The 20768-nt window shown below is 72.9% G+C and carries 13 protein-coding genes; 11 read left to right on the top strand and 2 right to left on the bottom strand.

The window, feature by feature from the left end; translation table 11 throughout:
- The first annotated feature begins 62 nt into the window (after positions 1-62).
- Complete coding sequence (locus tag ACFZCY_RS37190; protein WP_391183725.1) at positions 63-3953, top strand: glycosyltransferase; 3891 nt, start codon at positions 63-65, stop codon at positions 3951-3953.
- Positions 3950-5476 (top strand): DUF5719 family protein, encoded by a 1527-nt coding sequence (locus tag ACFZCY_RS37185; protein WP_391183722.1) that lies wholly within the window; start codon positions 3950-3952, stop codon positions 5474-5476. The genes ACFZCY_RS37190 and ACFZCY_RS37185 overlap by 4 nt, the downstream gene beginning before the upstream one ends.
- Positions 5477-5511: 35 nt before the next feature.
- On the opposite strand, the gene ACFZCY_RS37180 is transcribed toward ACFZCY_RS37185, so the two are convergent.
- Positions 5512-5955 carry a metallopeptidase family protein gene (locus tag ACFZCY_RS37180; RefSeq protein WP_391184005.1) on the bottom strand — a complete coding sequence of 148 codons (444 nt, stop codon included), beginning with the start codon at positions 5953-5955 and terminating at the stop codon, positions 5512-5514.
- A gap of 341 nt (positions 5956-6296) precedes the next feature.
- On the opposite strand from ACFZCY_RS37180, the gene ACFZCY_RS37175 reads away from it, so the two are divergent.
- The 7 genes from ACFZCY_RS37175 (at position 6297) to ACFZCY_RS37145 (ending at position 14612) form a co-directional block, all read left to right on the top strand.
- Positions 6297-6758 (top strand): DUF3499 family protein, encoded by a 462-nt coding sequence (locus ACFZCY_RS37175; protein ID WP_391183720.1) that lies wholly within the window; start codon positions 6297-6299, stop codon positions 6756-6758.
- 200 nt (positions 6759-6958) lie between these two features.
- Positions 6959-8575, top strand: coding sequence for a lactate permease LctP family transporter (locus tag ACFZCY_RS37170; protein ID WP_391183718.1), 1617 nt, complete (start codon positions 6959-6961; stop codon positions 8573-8575).
- 113 nt (positions 8576-8688) lie between these two features.
- Positions 8689-10053 carry a phosphomannomutase/phosphoglucomutase gene (locus ACFZCY_RS37165; protein WP_391183715.1) on the top strand — a complete coding sequence of 455 codons (1365 nt, stop codon included), beginning with the start codon at positions 8689-8691 and terminating at the stop codon, positions 10051-10053.
- Positions 10054-10742: 689 nt separating this feature from the next.
- Complete coding sequence (locus ACFZCY_RS37160; RefSeq protein WP_055557649.1) at positions 10743-10928, top strand: Trm112 family protein; 186 nt, start codon at positions 10743-10745, stop codon at positions 10926-10928.
- A gap of 71 nt (positions 10929-10999) precedes the next feature.
- Positions 11000-12313, top strand: coding sequence for an SIS domain-containing protein (locus ACFZCY_RS37155; protein ID WP_391183711.1), 1314 nt, complete (start codon positions 11000-11002; stop codon positions 12311-12313).
- Positions 12314-12401: 88 nt separating this feature from the next.
- Positions 12402-13595, top strand: coding sequence for a mannose-6-phosphate isomerase, class I (manA, locus tag ACFZCY_RS37150; RefSeq protein WP_391183708.1), 1194 nt, complete (start codon positions 12402-12404; stop codon positions 13593-13595).
- A gap of 96 nt (positions 13596-13691) precedes the next feature.
- Positions 13692-14612, top strand: coding sequence for a cation diffusion facilitator family transporter (locus tag ACFZCY_RS37145; RefSeq protein WP_391183706.1), 921 nt, complete (start codon positions 13692-13694; stop codon positions 14610-14612).
- 834 nt (positions 14613-15446) lie between these two features.
- Here the strand turns inward: ACFZCY_RS37145 and ACFZCY_RS37140 are convergent.
- On the bottom strand, positions 15447-17570 hold the full coding sequence (locus ACFZCY_RS37140) for a fructose-specific PTS transporter subunit EIIC (RefSeq protein WP_391183704.1): 2124 nt from the start codon (positions 17568-17570) through the stop codon (positions 15447-15449).
- 445 nt (positions 17571-18015) lie between these two features.
- Here ACFZCY_RS37140 and ahcY point away from each other — a divergent pair, with 445 nt between their 5' ends.
- Entirely contained in the window at positions 18016-19473 is a 1458-nt protein-coding gene (gene ahcY, locus ACFZCY_RS37135; RefSeq protein WP_391183702.1) for an adenosylhomocysteinase, read from the top strand.
- Between the two features lie 113 nt (positions 19474-19586).
- Positions 19587-20201, top strand: a complete 615-nt coding sequence (locus ACFZCY_RS37130; RefSeq protein ID WP_391183699.1) for a hypothetical protein — start codon at positions 19587-19589, stop codon at positions 20199-20201.
- Positions 20202-20768 lie beyond the last annotated feature (567 nt).

The raw sequence follows: 20768 nt of genomic DNA, 5'->3' as shown, positions 1-20768 counted from the left end.
GCCAACGTCCCCCTGGGGCGGGCTCGTCCACCGCAGTCCAGCGAACCGGGGCCCGTACCTCGATGTCCGTGCACAGCCACTCGGCGGCCCCATACCCGGCCGCCTCCGCCGGATTTGCCGCCGCGCAACCGGCACCTGAGTTCCCGCGCCACGTCGTCACCGCCGTGCTGGTCGCCCACGACGGCGCCCGCTGGCTGCCCGACGCGCTCACCGGCCTGCTCGGCCAGGAGCGGCCCGTGCAGAGCGTCGTCGCCGCCGACACCGGCAGCGCCGACGAATCGGCCCGGCTGCTGACCGAAGCCCTCGGCGAGGACCGGGTCCTGCACCTGGCACGCCGCAGCGGCTTCGGTACGGCCGTCGCCGAGGCCGTCCGCGGCGCCCCGGTGCTGGGCCCCGAGGAGCTGCCGTACCTCAAGCGCCCCAGCGGCTGGGATCCCGTCAACCGCGCCTGGCGCGACGACGCGTACGACATGCCGGAGCTGCCGCACGGCGAGCCCATCCAGTGGCTGTGGCTGCTGCACGACGACTGCGCGCCCGCCCCGGACGCGCTCCACGAGCTGCTGCGGGTCGCCGACGCCGAGCTGCTGGCCAACCGCGAGGCCGCGATCATCGGCCCCAAGCTGCGCGGCTGGTACGACGGTAAGCAGCTGCTCGAAGTGGGCGTCAGCATCGCCCGCAGCGGCCGCCGCTGGACCGGTCTGGAGCGGCGCGAACAGGACCAGGGCCAGCACGACCAGGTGCGGCCGGTGCTGTCGGTCTCCACCGCGGGCATGCTGGTGCGCCGCGACGTATGGGAGCAGCTGGGCGGTTTCGACCCCCGGTTGCCGCTCATGCGCGACGACGTCGACCTGTGCTGGCGCGCCCACGCCGCCGGGCACCAGGTGCTGATCGCGCCGGACGCCTCCCTGCGGCACGCCGAGGCGTCCGCGCGCGAGCGGCGCCCCATCGACTGCGTGGGCCGCTCGGTGGCCAGCCCGCACCGCGTCGACAAGGCCGGTGCCGTCTACACGCTGCTGGTCAACACCCGGGGCGCGCTGCTGCCCTATGTGATGCTGCGGGTCGTCCTCGGCACCCTGCTGCGCACCCTCGCCTATCTGGTGGGCAAGGTGCCCGGCCAGGCGCTGGACGAGGTCACGGGCCTGTCGGGCACGCTGCTGCGGCCCGGGAAGATCAGCGCCGCGCGCAAGCGGCGCGGCCGCCCGGCGACCGAGGCGAGCGAGCTGCGGCCGCTCTTCCCGCCCTCCGGCGCGACCGTGCGGGCGACGGTCGAGCAGATCGCCAGCAACATCGGCGGACGGTCGGAGCCCGAGCTGTCCTCGGGCGGGCGGCACGGTGCCGTCGAGTCCGGGCCGTCCGGCGACGACGCCGACTTCCTGGAGATCGAGCAGTTCGCACGGGTCAAGCGGATCGCGCGCAAACCGGGCCCGATGCTGTTCGTCGTGCTGCTGGTGGTCTCGCTGGTCGCCTGCCGTGAGCTGCTGGGCACCGGCGCGCTCGCGGGCGGCGACCTGCTGCCCGTCCCCGGACACGTCTCCGACCTCTGGGCGAGCTACGTCGACGGCTGGCATCCGGTCGGCACCGGCGGCACCCAGAGCGCGCCGCCGTATCTCGCCGCCCTCGCCGCACTGGCCACGGTCTTCCTGGGCAGCACCGGATTCACCCTGACCCTGCTGCTGGTCTGCTCGGTGCCGCTGGCCGGGTTCACGGCGTACTTCGCCTCCCGGCCGCTCGTCGAGTCCCGGCTGCTGCGCGCGTGGGGGAGCGTCGCGTACGCCTTCCTCCCGGCCGCGACCGGTGCGCTCGCGGGCGGGCGGCTGGGCACCGCCGTCCTGGCCGTCCTGCTGCCGCTGATGGCGCGGGCGGCGGCGGCCGCGGGCGGCTTCCGCGCGGGCGGTACGAAGGGCAGGCTGCCGAGCTGGCGCGCGGCGTGGGCGTACGCCCTGCTGCTGACGTTCACGATGGCCTTCACCCCGGTCGTCTGGCCGATCGCGCTGCTGCTGTCCGCCGGTGTGCTCGTCCTGCGGTGGCGGCAGGGCGAGCCGCTCGTGGCGTACGGGCTGCGCTTCCTGGCCGTCGTCCTCACCCCGCTCCTCGTGCTGGCCCCCTGGTCGGTGGATCTGCTCACCGACCCGGTCCGCTTCCTGAAGGAGGCCGGACTCGACAGCGGCGGCGGCTCCGCGTCCGCCCTGGACCTGCTCGCGCTCAGCCCCGGCGGCCCCAAGGGCGGCGGCACGCTACTGCTGATCGGCTTCGTGCTGGCCGCGCTCGCCGCACTGATGCGCGCCGAACGGCAGCTGACGGTGCGTACGGCATGGGTCGTGGCCCTCACCGGCTTCCTCTTCGCGGCGATCGGCAACGGCTCCGCCTGGGCCGGGCCCGCGACCCTCGTCTACGGGCTGGCGCTGCTGACCGCAGCCGTGGTCGGCGCCGAGGGCGCACGGGAGCGGGTGGCGGCGCAGAGCTTCGGCTGGCGCCAGCCCGTCGCCCTGATCATCGCCGTCGCCTCGGCCGCCGCCCCGCTGTACGCCGCCGTCACCTGGATGGTCAGCGGCGCGGACGGCCCGCTGTCACGGCGCGACCCCTCCCAGGTCCCGGCGTTCGTGGCGGCCGAGAGCGACACCCGGGACCAGGCCCGCACCCTGGTGCTCACCGGCGGCGACGCCCGCACCGACTACGCCCTGGTGCGCGGCTCCGGCGCCCGGCTCGGCGACGGCGAACTCGCCGCCGCGGGCGGCGCCGACACCCGCCTCGACGACGTCGTGGCCCATCTGGTCGCGGGCTCCGGCGCCGACCAGACCACACGGCTGGGCGCCTACGCGGTGCGTTATGTGTACGTACAGCAGGGCGCCCCGCGCGACATGACGCGCGTGCTGAACGCGACGCCCGGCCTCACCCAGCTCAGCAGGGAGGACGACGGCACCCTGTGGCGGCTGGACCAGCGGGTCTCCCGGGTCTCCATCGTCCCGCCCGGCTCCAAGAGCGGCGCCGCAGCGGGCACGGCGGCCGCGCCGGTGCCGGTGGCGGCCGGTCCCGTCGAGGCGCACACCACCATCCCGGACGGCGCGGACGGGCGCGTGCTGCGGCTCGCCGACCGGGCCACCGACGACTGGACGGCCACGCTCGACGGCAAGCCGCTGACGGCGAAGACCATCGACGGCTGGGCCCAGGGCTTCGAACTCCCCGCGAACGGCGGGCGGCTCGACCTCACCTACGACACCCCGATCACCCACACCGCGTGGATCTGGGCGCAGGGACTGCTCGCGGTCGTCCTGCTGGTGCTCGCGCTGCCGGGCCGCCGCCGCGACGTGGACGACGACATGCCGGAGGCGGAGGGCACGGCCGCCGCCACCGCCATCACCGCCGAGGATCTGGCGGGCGACGGCCGCCGGGCGCGGCGGCTGCGGGCCGCCGCCGAGGCGGCGCAGGCCGCGGAGGCGCCGCGGGACGCTCCGGCGGACGGCGGTGGCGCGGAGGCGGACGTAACCCCGCAGCCCGCACCGCCCGCCGAGCCGCCGGTGTTCATCCCGGAGCCGTTCGTACCGGACCAGCCGGACCAGCCGGACCAGCCGGACCAGCAGCCGCAGTCGCAGCAGCAGCCGTACGGGCAGTGGGACGCGCAGCAGCCGTACGCCGGCGCCGGATACGGGCAGTACCAGGGCGACCAGTACCAGGGCGACCAGTACCAGGGCGGCTATCCGTACCCGCAGGGGCAGTACCAGGACGCCCCATACCCGGCGGACCCGTACGCGGGTGGCGGCTACGCCGATCCGTACGCCGCCGGCCAGGCCGGTCAGTACGCCGATCCGTACGCCTACGACCAGCAGCAGCCCTACCCCGGCGGCACGTACCCGGACGGCACCTACCCCGACGGCACGTACCCCGCCCAGGGCGACACGACGTACGGCGACGACGCCCCCGAGGGCCGCCGCGACGGGAGCGATCAGCAGCGATGAACCGCACCACCCTGTCCCTGATCGGCGCGGCCACGGCGCTGGCCGCCGTCACCGGCGTGGCCTCCCTCACCGGCGGCTCGTCCGACGACGCGAGTACGGCGGCCAAGGCCGCCGGCCGGCTGCCCGTCCAGCGCTCCACGCTGCTGTGCCCGGCGCCCAGCTCCTCCGACGTGAGCAGCACGACGTACACCGCGTACACCCCCAAGCGGAGCGGCGGCGCGGGCGGCGGCAGCGGGACGGGCGAACTCCTGCCCGCCGACAGCGCCTCTGACGGGGTGCCGGACGAGGAGGGCGGCGCCACGGGCGGGAAGGGCAAGAACGCGCCCGTCCTGCCGCTGAAGCGCCCCGGCGCGCCGGTCACCACCGACACCGACCGCTCGGGCGCCCCCGCGCTCATCGGCACCGCCGACGGCCCGATCGCGCCCGGCTGGACCGTCCAGCAGACCACCGAGATCGACGCGGGCAGCGGGCGCGGCCTCATGGGCACCGCGTGCACCGCCCCGGACACCGACTTCTGGTTCCCCGGCGCGTCCACCGGCAAGGACCGGCAGGACTTCGTCCATCTGACCAACCCGGACGAGCGGGCGGCCGAGGTGGACCTCACGATGTTCGGCCCGAACGGGCGCCTCAAGCCCGTGAGCGACGACGAGTCGATCACGGTCCCGGGGCGGTCCACCGTGCCGGTGCTGCTCTCCACCCTCACCGACCAGCGGGCCACCGATGTGTCCCTCCATGTGACGGCCCGCAGCGGACGGGTCGGCGCCGCCGTCCAAGCCGCCGACGAGAAGCGCGGCGGCGACTGGATCCCGGCCTCCGCCGCGCCCGCCACGAGCGTTGCGATCCCCGGCATACCGGCCGACGCCACCTCGGCGCGCCTGGTGGTCTTCGCTCCCGGCGCCGACGACGCGGACCTCAAGGTGCGGCTCGCCGGGCCCACCAGCTCGATCACCCCGGCCGGACACGAGTCGCTGCACATCAAGAGCGGAATGACCTCGGCGATCGACCTCGGCGACGTCACCAAGGGCGAACCGGGCTCGCTGCTGCTCACCCCCGAGGGCGGCGCGGGCCCGGCCACCCCGGTGGTCGCCGGGCTGCAGGTCACCCGCGGCAAGGGGAGCGACCAGGAGACGGCGTTCATCCCCGCCACCGGCGCCATCGAACGCTCCGCCACCGCCGCCGACAACCGCGCCAAGGGCTCCACCCTCTCCCTGGTCGCCCCGGGCGCCACCGCGAAGGTCCGCGTCACCGCCTCGGCGGGCACCGGCGGCGGCACCCCGGCCAGTGAGACCTACACGGTCAAGGGCGGCACCACGAAGTCCGTCACCCCGCCGAAGCCCTCCGGCGCCAAGGGCCAGTACGCCGTCACCGTGGAACGCCTCTCGGGCGGCCCGGTGCACGCCTCCCGCATGCTGTCCCTCCCGCAGGGCGGCGTCCCGGCCTTCACGATCCAGCCCCTCCCGGACGACCGGGGCACGGTGGAGGTACCGCAGGCGACGCAGGACCTGTCCGTCCTGAACCGCTAGGGAGCGCGTGAGGGGGTGGGGCGCGTCCCCCGCCCCTACTCCTGCCCGTACCGCGGATCCACCGACTCCGGCTCCAGCCCCAGCAGCTCCGCCACCTGCTCGACCACGACCTCGTGCACCAGCAGGGCGCGCTCGTCCCGGTTCTTCGTACGGATCTCCACCGGGCGCCGGTAGATCACGATCCGGTCGGGCGCGTCGCCGCGCGCCGCGATGAAGCGCCCCAGCGGTACGGACTCGCCGTCCCATCCGTCGGTGAGGCCGGAGCCCTGCGACGGATGTCCGTCGAGCCCGTGCCCGGCCGGTCCGTCGGAGCCGCCGCCGGCCCCGGTGACCGGAACCTCCAGCACCGTGAAGTCGACTCCCGACAGCTGTGGCCACCGTCTCTCCAGCCGCTCCGCCGAATCCTGCACGAGATCGACGAAGGACTCGGCGCGGCTGACCGACAGCGGCACCTGGGGCGGCGCGATCGGACCGCGCATGCCCCGGCCGTGCCGGTCGCGGCGGCGGGGGCGCGGCTCGGGCTGGTCGGAGGGTACGGGCCTGGTCATCACTCACGAGGGTAGCCGTCGCCCCGCCCCCGGCACGTGCTTACTGGACAGCCACGTCCAATGTCGCTTAATGAACATTTCGGCCATGCTTGCGTTCATAAACGGACGTCTCTTAGGTCGCTTCCATGCCTCAGCGTGCCCCCTCTCGGTTCGGCTGCTGACCGGAATCGTCCTTGGCGACTGTCGGCCGTCCCGATGTCCGCGCTGGTCAGCAGGGAAGTGCACGTTTCGGGTGCACGGGACGAACCGGGACGACACGGCGGAGTGAGCTGGTGGAGAGTCGTCGCGGCCCGCTCAAGAGTGCGGTACCGTCCAACGTCGTGAGCCCTGTACGTCGCTGTTCGCGCACCGCCTGCGGCCGCCCCGCCGTCGCGACGCTGACGTACGTCTACGCGGACTCGACCGCGGTTCTCGGACCGCTGGCCACCTACGCCGAGCCCCACTGCTATGACCTGTGCTCGGAGCATTCGGAGCGGCTGACCGCCCCGCGCGGCTGGGAGGTCGTGCGGCTGGCCGTCGACACCGGTCCGGCCCGGCCGAGCAGCGACGATCTGGAAGCCCTGGCCAACGCGGTGCGCGAGGCGGCCCGCCCGCAGGAGCGCGCGGCCGGGGCCGGAGGCGGCCCCGGGGCGCCCGGTTCCGCGGGCGGTGGCGGGCAGAGCGGCCGGGAGGCCGACCCCCGGGAGGTCGCGCGCCGCGGCCATCTGCGCGTCCTGCGCTCACCGGAATCCTGACCGTTCCCGCTGGAGCGTGAGAATCCCGCCGCCGAGCGGACAATTCCCGGCGCCAGTCGATCACTTCGTTCCAAAGCATTGACGCGAACTCGCCACGGACATGACCATGCGTGGACCCCGAGTCCTCCGTTTCCGCATCACGGATGTGGACTTCCGTCGGATACGGCCGGGAATGCCGTCCCCAACGCCGGGAGGCCCGTGTGTTCGTGCAGCAGCTGGAGCCCGTCGCCGATTCACTGACCCTCTCCGCCCTCGTCGCCACCCTCCCCCTCCTCATCGTCCTCGCCCTGCTCGGCGGGGTGCGGATGCGCGCCCACTACGCGGGGCCCTTGGGCCTCGCCGTCGCCGTCCTCGTCGCCTGGCTCCCGTACGGGATGCCCATCGGCCAGACCCTCTCCAGCGCCGCGCAGGGCGCGCTGTTCGGCCTCTTCCCCATCATGTGGATCGTCGTCAACGCCCTGTGGGTGTACCGGATGACGGTCCGCACCGACCATTTCGACGTCCTGCGCCGCTCGTTCGGGCGGCTCTCCGACGACCCCCGCGTCCAGGCCCTGGTCATCGCCTTCTGCTTCGGGGCGCTGCTGGAGGCGCTGGCCGGATTCGGCGCCCCGGTGGCCATCTGCTCGGTCATGCTCGTCGCGCTCGGCTTCGACCCGGTGCGCGCCGCCGTCGTCGCGCTCGTCGCCAACACCGCGCCCGTCGCCTTCGGCGCCATGGCCACCCCGGTGGTGACGCTCGCTCAAGTCACCGGGCTGCCGCTGGACTCCGTCGCCTCCGTCGTCGGACGGCAGACCCCGCTGCTCGCCCTCGCCGTCCCCCTCCTGCTGGTCACGCTGGTCGACGGGCGGCGCGGGCTGCGCGAGACCTGGGCCCCGGCGCTCGCCTGCGGAACCGCCTTCGCCGTCGCCCAGTTCGCCGTCTCCAACTACCTCTCCGTCCAGCTCGCCGACATCGCCGCCGCGCTCATCGGCGCCGCCGCGCTCGTCGCCGTACCGTCCGCCCGGCGGCCCGCCGAGGAGCCGGTGCGCGCCGCCGTCCTCACCGGCGTGCGCAGCGACGACCTGGACCACGCGGACCCGCGCCCCGAGGTGCTGCGCGCCTACGCCCCGTACGCGCTCATCGTCGCGATCTTCTCCATCGCCCAGGTCGGCCCGGTCAAGGACCTGTTGGCCAAGGCGACCCGCACCATCGACTGGCCGTTCCTGGACGTCGCCGCCCCCGACGGGAAGCCGGTCGGGGGCAATCTCTTCGCGCTGCCCCTGGCCGCCACCGGCGGCACCCTCGTCCTGCTCGCGGGGATCGTCACCGCCGCCGTCCTGCGGGTCGCCGCGCGCGACGCCCTGGGGGAGTGGGCGGCCACCGTACGCGAACTGCGCCACGCGATCCTCACGGTCACCTCGGTGCTCGCCCTCGCCTACGTCATGAACCTCTCCGGACAGGCCGCCACCATCGGCCACTTCGTCGCCGCGGCCGGCGCCGGACTCGCCTTCCTCTCCCCGGTGCTCGGCTGGTTCGGCGTCGCCGTCTCCGGCTCGGACACCTCCGCCAACGCCCTCTTCGGCGCCCTCCAGGTCACCGCCGCCCGCGAGTCCGGGCTCTCGCCCGACCTGCTCGCCGCCGCCAACAGCTCGGGCGGCGTCCTCGGCAAGATGATCTCCCCGCAGAACCTCACCATCGCGTGCGCCGCGGTGGGCCTCAAGGGGCGCGAGGGGGACCTGCTGCGCAAGGTGCTGCCGTGGAGTCTGGGACTGCTGCTGTTGATGTGCCTGATCGTCGTCGCGCAGTCGTCCTTCCTGCTCGGCTGGATGCTGCCGTAATCCGCCACGTGACCGCGCCGCGCGAAGGCCCTCACAGCCGCCACCCAACCCCGAGAGGTAAGTTTTGAGATCCGTGGAGACTCTCCAAGAAGGACCTCGAGAAGGGGTTGGCTGTGCCCGACTTGTCGCAGATCGTGAAGGCGTACGACGTCCGTGGTGTGGTCCCGGACCAGTGGGACGAACCGCTCTCCGAGCTGTTCGGCGCCGCCTTCGCCCGGGTGACCGGCGCGGCCGCCCTCGTCGTCGGCCATGACATGCGCCCCTCGTCACCGGGCCTGTCGCGCGCCTTCGCCCGCGGGGCCGCCTCCCTCGGGGTGGACGTCACCGAGATCGGCCTCTGCTCGACCGACCAGCTCTACTTCGCCAGCGGCCATCTCGGCCTGCCCGGCGCGATGTTCACGGCCAGCCACAACCCCGCCCAGTACAACGGCATCAAGATGTGCCGGGCGGGGGCCGCGCCCGTCGGCCAGGACACCGGCCTCGCCGACATCCGCGCCCTGGTGGAGGAGTGGGCCGAGACCGGCGCCCCCGAGCCCGCCGCCGACCACGGCACCATCACCCAGCGCGACGTCCTCACCGACTACGCCGCCCATCTGCGCTCCCTCGTGGACCTCACCGCCATCCGGCCGCTGAAGGTCGTCGTGGACGCGGGCAACGGCATGGGCGGCCACACCGTCCCCACCGTCTTCGACGGGCTCCCCCTGGAGCTGGACGCCCTCTACTTCGAGCTGGACGGCACCTTCCCCAACCACGAGGCCAACCCGCTCGACCCCAAGAACATCGTCGACCTCCAGGCCCGCGTCCGTGAGACCGGCGCCGACCTCGGCCTCGCCTTCGACGGCGACGCCGACCGCTGCTTCGTCGTCGACGAGCGCGGCGAGCCGGTGGCCCCCTCCGCGATCACCGCCCTGGTCGCCGCCCGCGAACTGGCCAAGCACCCGGGCGGCACGATCATCCACAACTGCATCACCTCCTGGTCCGTCCCCGAGGTCGTCAAGGAGAACGGCGGCACCCCCATCCGCACCCGCGTCGGCCACTCCTTCATCAAGGCCGAGATGGCCCGCACCGGCGCCATCTTCGGCGGCGAGCACTCCGCGCACTACTACTTCCGCGACTTCTGGAACGCCGACACCGGCATGCTCGCCGCCCTCCACGTCCTGGCCGCCCTCGGCGGCCAGCAGCAGCCCCTGTCGCACCTGGTCGAGCAGTACGACCGCTACGCCGCCTCCGGCGAGATCAACAGCACCGTCGCCGACCAGACCGGCCGCATGGAGGCCGTCAAGGCCGCGTACGAGGGCCGCAAGGACGAGGGCATCGAACTGGACGAGCTGGACGGCCTGACGATCACCAGCGCCGACTGGTGGTTCAACCTCCGCCCCTCCAACACCGAGCCCCTGCTGCGCCTGAACGTGGAAGCCCGCGACCGCCAGACCGCCGACCGCGTCCGCGACGAGGTCCTGGCCCAGGTCCGCGCCTAGCCCCCGGCACGAAGCGTCCCGCGACCGCCCCCCGCCGCACCGGTGCGCCGAGGGAGCCCCAGGCGTCCGCTACCGGACGGCCCGGCGGGCGGCGTGGGCCCGCCCGCCCCAGCTGGGAGGAGTCCCCGGCGGAAGGTTCGCCCGCAACCGGGGGTCCACATCCATCCCCTACGGGCGCACCTCCCAGCCCCTCCGGGGTTTGTGGAGCGGGTCGGGGAAACGGAGATGCCCGACCTCCGGCCCCTCCGGGGTTTGTGGAGTGGGTCGGGGGCGGAGGTGGCCCACTCCCGGCGTCTCCGGGGTTTGTGGAGTGGGTCGGGGGCGGAGATGGCACACCTCCGGCCCCTCCGGTGTTTGTGGAGTGGGTCGGGGGCGGAGATGGCACACCTCCGGCCCCTCCGGGGTTTGTGGAGCGGGTCGGGGCGGAGATGCCCCACTCCCAGCCCCTCCGGCGTTTGAGGAGCGGGGGCCGGGGGCGGAGCCCTCGGTTTCGGGAAGGGGCGGGGTGGGGAAAACGGTCCCCGCCCAGCCCCAGCGGCGGCCACACCCCGCGCCCGCCCAGCGGGCCCCCGGGGCGCGCCCCGGGGACGGGGGCCGAGGCGGCCACCGGCCGCGCACGGGGCGGCCCCGGCGGTACGCTGACCACGCCGGACCCACGTCCGGCTGGACCACATCCGAAGGGACAGCCCATGCCGCTCGAAGCCGGTCTTCTGGAGATCCTCGCCTGCCCGGCGTGCCACGCCCCGCTCCGCGAGGAAGAGGCCGAGGAGACCCCCGAGCTGGTGTGCACGGACGGCAAGGGATGCGGTCTCGCGTACCCCGTCCGGGACGGCATCCCGGTCCTGCTCGTCGACGAGGCGCGCCGCCCGGCCTGACAAGGGCCCAAGGCCCAAGGTCCGACGACGTACGCCGCATCCCGCCCACGGCGATCGGAGGCCGTAGCTCCATGCTCGACGAATCCCTCCTCGACGCCCCCGAGGCCCTTGCCCGGGCCGATACCCGCGGGCTGTTGCGCGAGGCCGCCGAATCCGGCGCCAGGGTCCGTACGGCAGCCCGCCACGCCGCCGAGGCGGGCGTCGCGGACCTCAAGCCGGACGGGCGCCCACGCGCCGTCCTGGTCGCGGGCCCGGGCGCCGCGGGAAGCTGCACCGCCGATCTCCTCGGCGCGCTCAGCGGCGGCAACATCCCGGTGAGCCTGATCGGCCCCACCGGCGTCGCCCCCGCCCCCGGCGCCCTGCGCTGGACGCTGCCCGGCTGGGTGGGCCCGCTGGACCTGCTGGTCATCGCGACGCCGGACGGTACGGAGCCGGGGCTGCCACGCCTCGTGGAGCAGGCGTACCGCCGGGGCTGCGCGCTGGTCGCGGTGGCCCCGGGGCACTCGCCCCTGGCGGGCGCGGTGGCGCAGGCGCGCGGCCTGATGGTGCCGCTGGCCACGTCCGCGTACGACCCGCCCGGCAGCGGCCCCTCGCCGTACGCGACCACCCGGCCCGACGAGGCCGCCCCGGCCCCGGACCCCGGCACCGCGCGCCCCGAGGCCCACCCCGAGGGCGCTCTGGACGAGCCCGCCCCCTCCGGGGCGCAGGCGCGCCACACCACCCCGCCGCACATAGAGCCGCCCGGCACCGCACCGGACGAGGTCACCGGCCCCGCCCTGCCCGGCACGCTGTGGGCGCTGCTCACCCCGCTGCTCATGCTCGTCGACCGGATCGGCCTGGTCGCCGCACCGCCCGCCGCGCTGCAGCAGGTGGCCGACCGGCTGGACCGGGTCGCCGAGCGCTGCGGGCCGGCCATCGCCACGTACACCAACCCCGCCAAGACGCTCGCGGCCGAGCTGGCCGGGTCGCTGCCGCTGCTGTGGACCGAGGGCCCGGTGGCCGCCGCGACCGGACGGCGCTTCGCGGGGCTGCTCGCGACGCTCGCCGGGCGCCCGGCGCTCGCCGCCGATCTGCCCGGCGCGCTGGCCGCGCACGGCACGCTCCTGGCGGGGTCCTTCGCGGGCGGGGCCGACCCGGACGACTTCTTCCGCGACCGGGTGGAGGAACCGGAGGCGCTGCGCGCCCGGATCGTGCTGCTGCACGACGAGCCGGTGGGCCCCGTCTCGGCGGTCCCGTCGGCCCGCGAACTCGCGCTCGCGCACGAGACGGCGTTCAGCGAGCTGGAACCGGACGAGGGAAGCCCGCTGGAGCGCGCGGCCGAACTTCTCGCCATCACGGATTTCGCCGCCGTTTACCTCGCGCTTGCTTCGGCGGATAGAACTTGAGTCCGTACGCGAGGCCATGAACGGCCCGCGCCGGAAATCGGCATCCCCACGCGCATCCCCACGCCCGGACAGTCAGGAACCGCACCGCATGGACCGCCTCGTCAACACCGTGCGCCCCTACGCCTGGGGCTCCCTCACCGCCATCCCCGAGTTGCTGGGCGTCGAACCGACCGGCGAGCCGCAGGCCGAGATGTGGATGGGCGCACACCCCGGGGCGCCGTCCCGCCTCGACCGGGGCGAGGGCTCCGCCGCGCTGTCCGACGTGATCGCGGCCGATCCGGAGCGCGAGCTGGGCGCGGGCGCCGTACGGGCCTTCGGGCCGCGGCTCCCGTTCCTGCTCAAGGTGCTCGCCGCGGCCTCGCCGCTCTCCCTCCAGGTGCATCCGGACCTCGCGCAGGCGAAGGAGGGCTTCGCAGACGAGGAGGCCCGCGGTGTCCCGGTGGACGCCCCGCACCGCAACTACAAGGACGCCAACCACAAGCCCGAGCTGATCTGCGCCCTCACGCCGTTCGACGGGCTGTGCGGCTTCCGCGACCCCGACGAGGCCGCCGCGCTGCTGGCCGCCCTCGAGGTCGACTCGCTCAAGCCGTACGTCGACATCCTGCACGCACACCCCGAGTCGCACGCCCTGCGCGAGGTGCTGACGGCCGTCCTGACCGCCGACCGCGAGGCGATCGCCGACACCGTGCACCGGGCCGCGGCCGCCGCCGAACGGCTGGGCGCGCTGGACGGCCCGCACGCCCCGGCGTACGCGGCGTACGCCGCGATAGCCCGGCACTACCCGGGCGACCCCGGCGTGATCGCCGCGATGCTGCTCAACTTCGTGACGCTGCAGCCCGGTGAGGCGCTGTACCTGGGCGCGGGCATCCCGCACGCCTACCTCGACGGCCTTGGCGTCGAGATCATGGCCAACTCCGACAACGTGCTGCGCTGCGGTCTGACCCCCAAGCACGTCGACGTCCCCGAACTGCTCCGCGTCGTCCGCTTCGAGAGCGACGCCCCGGCGGTCCTGCGCCCCGAGGCGGACCCGTCCGGCGAGGAGCTGTACTCCACCCCCATCGACGAGTTCCGGCTCTCCCGGTACGTCCTGGCGGAGGGCGCCGCACCGCGCCGGCTGCCCTCCTCGGGCCCGCAGATCCTGCTGTGCGTCGCGGGCGAGGTTTCGCTCCGCGGTGACGGTGAACTCCGTCTGTCCCGGGGCGAATCGGCCTTCGTCAGGGCGGGCGAGGAGGTCTCCGTGACCGGCGACGGCACTGTGTTCAGGGCCACACTGACCGCCTGACGTCAGGCTCCCGCGGAGGGCTGGAACAATGGCCCGCCGTAACGGCAGTAAAGCTCAAGCAAAACTGCCATGAGCTGGAAGGGACATTCGGCACATATGAGTGCATCAGGCGGAACCAAGGCGATTGTTGCCGCACTGGGCGCCAACTTGGCCATCGCCGCAGCCAAGTTCGTGGCGTTCGCCTTCAGCGGCTCGTCGTCGATGCTCGCCGAAGGCGTGCACTCGCTCGCCGACTCGGGCAACCAGGGACTGCTGCTCCTCGGCGGCAAACAGGCCAAGCGCGCCGCGACCCCCGAGCACCCCTTCGGCTACGGCCGCGAGCGCTACATCTACGGCTTCCTCGTCTCCATCGTGCTGTTCACCATCGGTGGCGTCTTCGCGCTGTACGAGGGCTACGAAAAGATCAAGCACCCGCATGACCTGGAGGCCTGGTACTGGCCGGTGGGCGTGCTCCTCTTCGCGATCATCGCGGAGGGCTTCTCGTTCCGTACGGCCGTCAAGGAGTCCAACGAAACCCGCGGCAAGCTGACCTGGGCCCAGTTCGTCCGCCGCGCGAAGGCCCCCGAGCTGCCCGTCGTCCTCCTGGAGGACCTCGGCGCCCTGGTCGGCCTCGTCCTCGCCCTCGGCGGCGTCGGCCTCTCCCTCCTGACCGGCGACGGCATCTGGGACGGCATCGGCACCATGTGCATCGGTGTCCTGCTGGTCCTGATCGCCCTCGTCCTCGCGGCCGAGACGAAGTCCCTCCTGCTGGGCGAGGCGGCCGACGTCGACCAGGTCGCCAAGATCCGCGAAGCGGTCGTCGACGGCGAGACCGTCACCGGCCTGATCCACATGCGCACCCTCCACCTGGGCCCCGAGGAACTCCTGGTCGCCGCCAAGATCGCGGTCCAGCACGACGACAGCGCGGCCGACGTCGCCCGCGCGATCGACGAAGCGGAAGCCCGCATCCGCGCGGCGGTCCCGATCGCCCGAGTGATCTACCTGGAGCCGGACATCCTCCGAACCTCCGCAGCCTGAGCCCCCCCGATCGCCCCGAGCTCCCGCGCCCGGGGCGATCGCGCGCCCAGCCCACCCACCCGCCCGGCCACGACGTCTACGCCACCCCCGGCCCCGGGGATCCAGCCGGGGCCCACTGCGCCGACGCGGGGCCGCCGGCGCAGCTACCCGGGGGCGGGCCAGCGGCGCAACCCCTGGGGCCGGGGGTACGGGGCCTCAGGGGCACAGACCGATACGACGCGCACCGGCGCGGGCCGGGGCGCAGCCGCCCGGAGGCGGGCCAGCGGCGCAACCCCCGGTCGGGACCGAAGGCGGAGCGCCGCGGCCGGCCCCAGGGGGCCGTAACCCCGGCGGGGTGGCCCCGGGGCCCAGCCGGGTACGGCGAACGGGGAGCGGGCCTGCTGCGCCGGCACGGGGCCGCCGGCGCAGCTACCCGGGGTCCCAACGGCGAGCCCCGGGCCGCAGGCCCCGGCCAGCATCTGGCCCAGGGGCCGTAACACCGTCCCGGGGGGCCTCAGGGGAACAGCCCGGCACGGCGCGCACCTGCGCGGGCCCGGGGCCGGCTTCCCGGGGGCGGGCCCAGTTGGCGTACCCCTGGGGCGCAGGCCCCGGTCAGCAACCGGCCCCGGAGCGCAAGCCCGGGGGCGGGGTCCCATGGGTGCAGCCCGGTACGGCACGCGGGGAGTCGGCCCGCTGCATCCGGGCGGGGCTGGGGCGTAGCTGCCGGGCGACGCACCCCCGGGCCTCAGACGCAGCACCGCAGCGGGGTCCAGGGGCGCAGCCCCGGCGGGGGCCGGGGCGCAGCCCCGGATTCGGGAAGGGGCGGGGTGAGGAAGAACCCACCCCGCCCACCACCTACGCGATCTCGCCCAACACCCGCAAGATCGCTTCCACATCCCCCGCCCCCACCAACCGCTCCCGAAACTCCGCAACCATCAGCTTCCGCGACAGCAGCGCCAGAATCCGCAGGTGCTCATCCCCCGCCGCAGCCTCCGGCACCGCGATCATGAAGACCAGCCGGGCCTTCGTACCGTCCGGCGCGCCCCATTCGATGCCCTCGGCGGACCGGGCGAAGCCGACGACCGGCGCGGTCACCGCGTCCGTCTTGGCGTGCGGGATGGCGATCTCCTCGCCGAGACCGGTCGTGCCCTGCTCCTCGCGGGCGAACGCGGCCCGCACCAGTTCCGCGGCGTCCGCGACCTTGCCGCTCGCGCCCAGCAGCTCGGCCATCTCGCGGATGGCATCGTCCTTGCGGTCGGCGGTCAGCTGCTCCTTGACGGTCTGCTCGGTCAGATACCCGGACAGCACCGAACCCTCGACGGACTCCGCAGGCTCCACGCCGGCGGTACGAGCGGCAGGCACGGCCCCCGACGAAGCCCCCGAGACGCCGCCCGCACCACTCGCACCACCCGCACCACTCCCCACCAGCACCGGCTCGGCCACACCACCAGCCACCCCCACATCAACGGAAGCCGAAGCCGAAGCCGACGCCGAAGCCCGCACCCTCCCCATCGACATCAGCCCGACCGTAGCCACCGCCGTGACGGCCGTACCGACCACCACCGCCACGAAGAACATCGGCACGCCACCCACCGCACCGAGCACCGCCACGATGGGCCCGCCGTGCGGCACGCTGTCCTCGACCGACGCCAGCCCGGCTATGGCCCCGGCCACCGCACCGCCGAGCATGTTCGCGGGGATCACCATCGCGGGCCGCGCCGCGGCGAACGGAATCGCACCCTCCGTGATGCCGAAGAAGCCCATGAAGAGGGCGGCGAGCCCCGTCTCCCGCTCCTGGTCGTCGAACATCCGGCGACGGATCAGCGTGGCCAGCCCCTGCCCCAGCGGCGGCACCGGAATGGCCGCCGCGCACGCGCCCATGACCTCGGGGTTCTTGGACACCAGCCCGGCACCGAAGAGGAACGCCGTCTTGTTGACCGGTCCGCCCATGTCGAACGCGATCATCAGCCCGAGGATGATGCCGAGCAGCGCCGCACTGGTCCCGGTCAGCCCGCCGAGCCAGTCGGTGAGGTTCTCGAAGACCCACGCGATGGGCCGGCCGAGCACGTAGATGAAGAAGAGGCCGAGCATGGAGGTCGCCACGATCGGGATCACGATGATCGGCATGATCGGCTGGACGAACTTCGGTATCCGGACCTTCTTGATCGCCTGCACCAGATACCCGGCCAGGAAGCCGGTGACGATCGCCCCGATGAACCCGGCGCCCGCCTCGCTGTCGTACAGCTCGCCATGGGCCGCGATCCAGCCGCCGACCATGCCGGGCACCAACCCGGGCCGGTCGGCGATGGCGTACGCGATGTAACCGGACAGGGCGGGGATCATCAGCTGGAAGCCGATGGTGCCGATGTCGTTGACGGTCTTCCAGAAGGAGTCGTCGGGGATGACGATCCCCTTGGACGTCGTATCGCCGCCCAGCGCGAGCGAGACGGCGATCAGCAGACCGCCGACCACCACGAACGGGATCATGTACGAGACGCCGTTCATGAGCGCCTTATAGGTGACGCCGCGCCCCGTACGACCACCGCCGTCACCGCCACCGGCACCAGCGCCCGCCGCAGGGCCGTCACCCCGGCCACCGCCTCCGTACACCGGCGCGTTCCGCACCTGCTCGATCAGCCGCTCCGGCTGGTGGATCCCCTCGGCCACCCCGACGACGAGCACCTTCTTGCCCACGAACCGGCTGCGGTCGACATCCTTGTCGGCGGCGATGATGATGCCGTCCGCCTCGCTGACATCGTTGTCAGACAGCACGTTCTCGGCCCCGATCGAGCCCTGCGTTTCCACCTTCATGCGATGGCCGAGCGATTCCGCGGCCTGCGCCAGCTTTTCGGCGGCCATGTAGGTGTGGGCGATGCCCGTCGGGCAGGCGGTCACCGCGAGCAGTTTGAGCCCCGGCCCGCCGGTCTCCGCACTGTCGCTGGCCCCCGCACCGTTGGGGGGATCGGCTGGACTGGTCACGTGGTTCTCCTTGTCAGGATCAGCTTCCTCGGCAGCGTCGACAGCGCCGTCAACACGCCGAGCAGCGCGGGAATGTGCAAGCGTCCCCGTGCCAGCGGCATCCTGCAATACCCGTGGACGGGATCAAAGCGGTCCGCCCCGCGCCCAGGCCCCGACCCTGACCCGGGGCCGAAGAACACCCCCGCGGGCTGGGGCTCACCCCACCCCGCGGTGTAGATTCGTGACCGAGCCAGACGTCGCTGCTGATGGCGGTCGGGCGGCCCGTCCAGCGGGTCGGCCGAGGGAGAGAGGGCCTCCGACGGACTGCGCACTGCGAGCAAAGGGGACACGTGTGTCCGCTTCACGTGTGTCCGGATCCGGACACACGCCGGACGCACCGTGCCCGCTGCCCGCAGGCCAGCCGAACAACTCTCGCTCGCCAACCGATCCATGAGGAGCAGCACCCATGACGACAGCCGACTCCGGTCAGGACTTCAAGGTCGCCGACCTCTCCCTGGCCGATTTCGGTCGTAAGGAGATCACCCTCGCCGAGCACGAGATGCCCGGCCTGATGGCGCTTCGTAAGGAGTACGCCGCATCCCAGCCGCTGGCCGGTGCCCGTGTCACCGGCTCGCTGCACATGACGGTGCAGACCGCGGTCCTGATCGAGACCCTGACCGCGCTCGGCGCGCAGGTCCGCTGGGCGTCCTGCAACATCTTCTCCACCCAGGACCACGCGGCCGCCGCGATCGCCGTCGGCCCGAACGGCACCCCGGAGAACCCGCAGGGCGTCCCGGTCTTCGCCTGGAAGGGCGAGACCCTGGAGGAGTACTGGTGGTGCACCGAGCAGGCGCTGACCTGGCCGGGTACCGCCACCGGCGGCCCCAACATGATCCTGGACGACGGTGGCGACGCCACCCTCCTCGTCCACAAGGGCGTCGAGTACGAGAAGGCCGGCGCCGCCCCTGACGTCTCCACCGCCGAGAACGACGAGCACCGCGTCATCCTCGAGCTGCTGAACCGCACCCTCGCGGAGAGCCCGCAGAAGTGGACGCAGCTCGCCTCCGAGATCCGCGGTGTCACGGAGGAGACCACCACCGGCGTTCACCGTCTGTACGAGATGCACCGGGACGGCACCCTGCTCTTCCCGGCGATCAACGTCAACGACGCGGTGACGAAGTCGAAGTTCGACAACAAGTACGGCTGCCGCCACTCCCTGGTCGACGGCATCAACCGCGCCACCGACGTTCTGATCGGCGGCAAGGTCGCGGTCATCTGCGGCTACGGCGACGTCGGCAAGGGCTGCGCGGAGTCGCTGCGCGGCCAGGGCGCCCGGGTCATCGTCACCGAGATCGACCCGATCTGCGCGCTGCAGGCGGCGATGGACGGCTACCAGGTCGCCACCCTGGACGACGTGGTGGAGACCGCGGACATCTTCATCACCACGACCGGCAACAAGGACATCATCATGGCCGCCGACATGGCCAAGATGAAGCACCAGGCGATCGTCGGGAACATCGGCCACTTCGACAACGAGATCGACATGGCCGGTCTCGCGGCGATCCCCGGCATCGTCAAGGACGAGGTCAAGCCGCAGGTCCACACCTGGACGTTCCCCGGGGGCAAGAAGCTCATCGTGCTCTCCGAGGGCCGTCTGCTGAACCTCGGCAACGCGACCGGTCACCCGTCGTTCGTGATGTCCAACTCCTTCGCGGACCAGACCATCGCCCAGATCGAGCTGTTCACCAAGCCCGAGTCCTACCCGACCGACGTGTACGTACTGCCCAAGCACCTGGACGAGAAGGTCGCCCGGCTCCACCTGGAAGCGCTCGGCGCCAAGCTGACCACGCTCCGCCCGGAGCAGGCCGACTACATCGGCGTCCCGGTCGAGGGCCCGTACAAGCCCGACCACTACCGCTACTGATCGCCCCGGCCGGTGCCGAGCACCGGCCCACCGGCCCCGCCGCCCAGGCGGGGCCCCAGGGCCCGTCCGCGCCGTTCCGGCCGGGCGGGCCCCAGTTCGTCAAGGACCTCACCATGCCTCGCGGCCGCTACTCCCTCCATGACACCCACGACCACGCGCCCCTCGGCGAAGAGCACTTCCACTGCGCGCCGGGCCCCAGTGGCTGGCGATACGTCGCACAGCGCACCTCACCCTCCGGCGAGCACACCGGTTCCGTGGACCTCACCCTCGATGAACTCGGCCGCCCCCTCCGCCTGGAGCTCCACGCCGCGAGCTGGCGGGTCCGCGGCGGCGCCATGGAAGGCGTGACCTGGGTCCGTACGGACCCCTCCGGTGAGCACGCGACCGAGGGCAACACCCAGGCCCACGCGTTCACTGGCACCTCACCGGCCTTCCTGATCGCCCTCTCCCGCATGCTCCGGCTCGAACCCGGCACGGGACCGGTACGCGTCCGCCTCGTCGCGTTCACCGACCCGGTCCTCGCACCGCGCACCCTCGACCAGTCCTGGGCACTGCTCGGCAGCACGGCGCACACCACCGACAGCGGCCCGCTCACCGTGGACGAATACCAGGTCAGCGAGCTGGACACGGGTGAGCAGCACACGGTCCACATCGCGGGCGACGTGGTGCTCGCGGCCCCGGGCATCGAGCTGGAGGAGCTGGAGACCCCGCCGTCGTCCTTCGGGTGATGTGCGGAGCGCCCCGCTGAGCTGGTACGGTGTTCATCTCCCCGAAACCTGTTGACATGGGCCATGTGGGGAGGTAGATTTTAACGGTTGCGATGAGCGGCGTGGTACGTTGCTCAGCAGCCGTTGGCATCTGAACCGCTCCGTTCGTGAAGGCAATTCCAACGGAGCACTTTGACCCCGTAGGTAATCGCAAAGCCGATTAGGTCGGCCGATGCGACTCTGCTAAAGTCGAAGACAGCCGAAAGGCAAAGGCCGCCAACAGGCCACCGGAAACGGAATTCGGACCGGAAACGGAACGGAAAACGGATCTGGTAAGGTTGGAAACACGAAAGGCCGGAAAGCCGAAAGGCTGAAAGGCTGGAGGGAAAAGCCCGGAGAAGCCGGTGATACGGTTTCAAAGGAAGCGTCCGTTCCTTGAGAACTCAACAGCGTGCTAAAAGTCAACGCCAGATATGTTGATACCCCGTCCATGCGGTCTTCGGATCGTGGGCGAGGTTCCTTTGAAGAAAAACACAGCGAGGACGCTGTGAACCATCGGATTATTCCTCCGGTGGTTCCGCTCTCGTG

This window comes from Streptomyces sp. NPDC007983 (genome assembly GCF_042958345.1).
Classification (GTDB): Bacteria; Actinomycetota; Actinomycetes; order Streptomycetales; family Streptomycetaceae; genus Streptomyces.
This window is presented reverse-complemented; position numbering and strand designations above follow the sequence as displayed.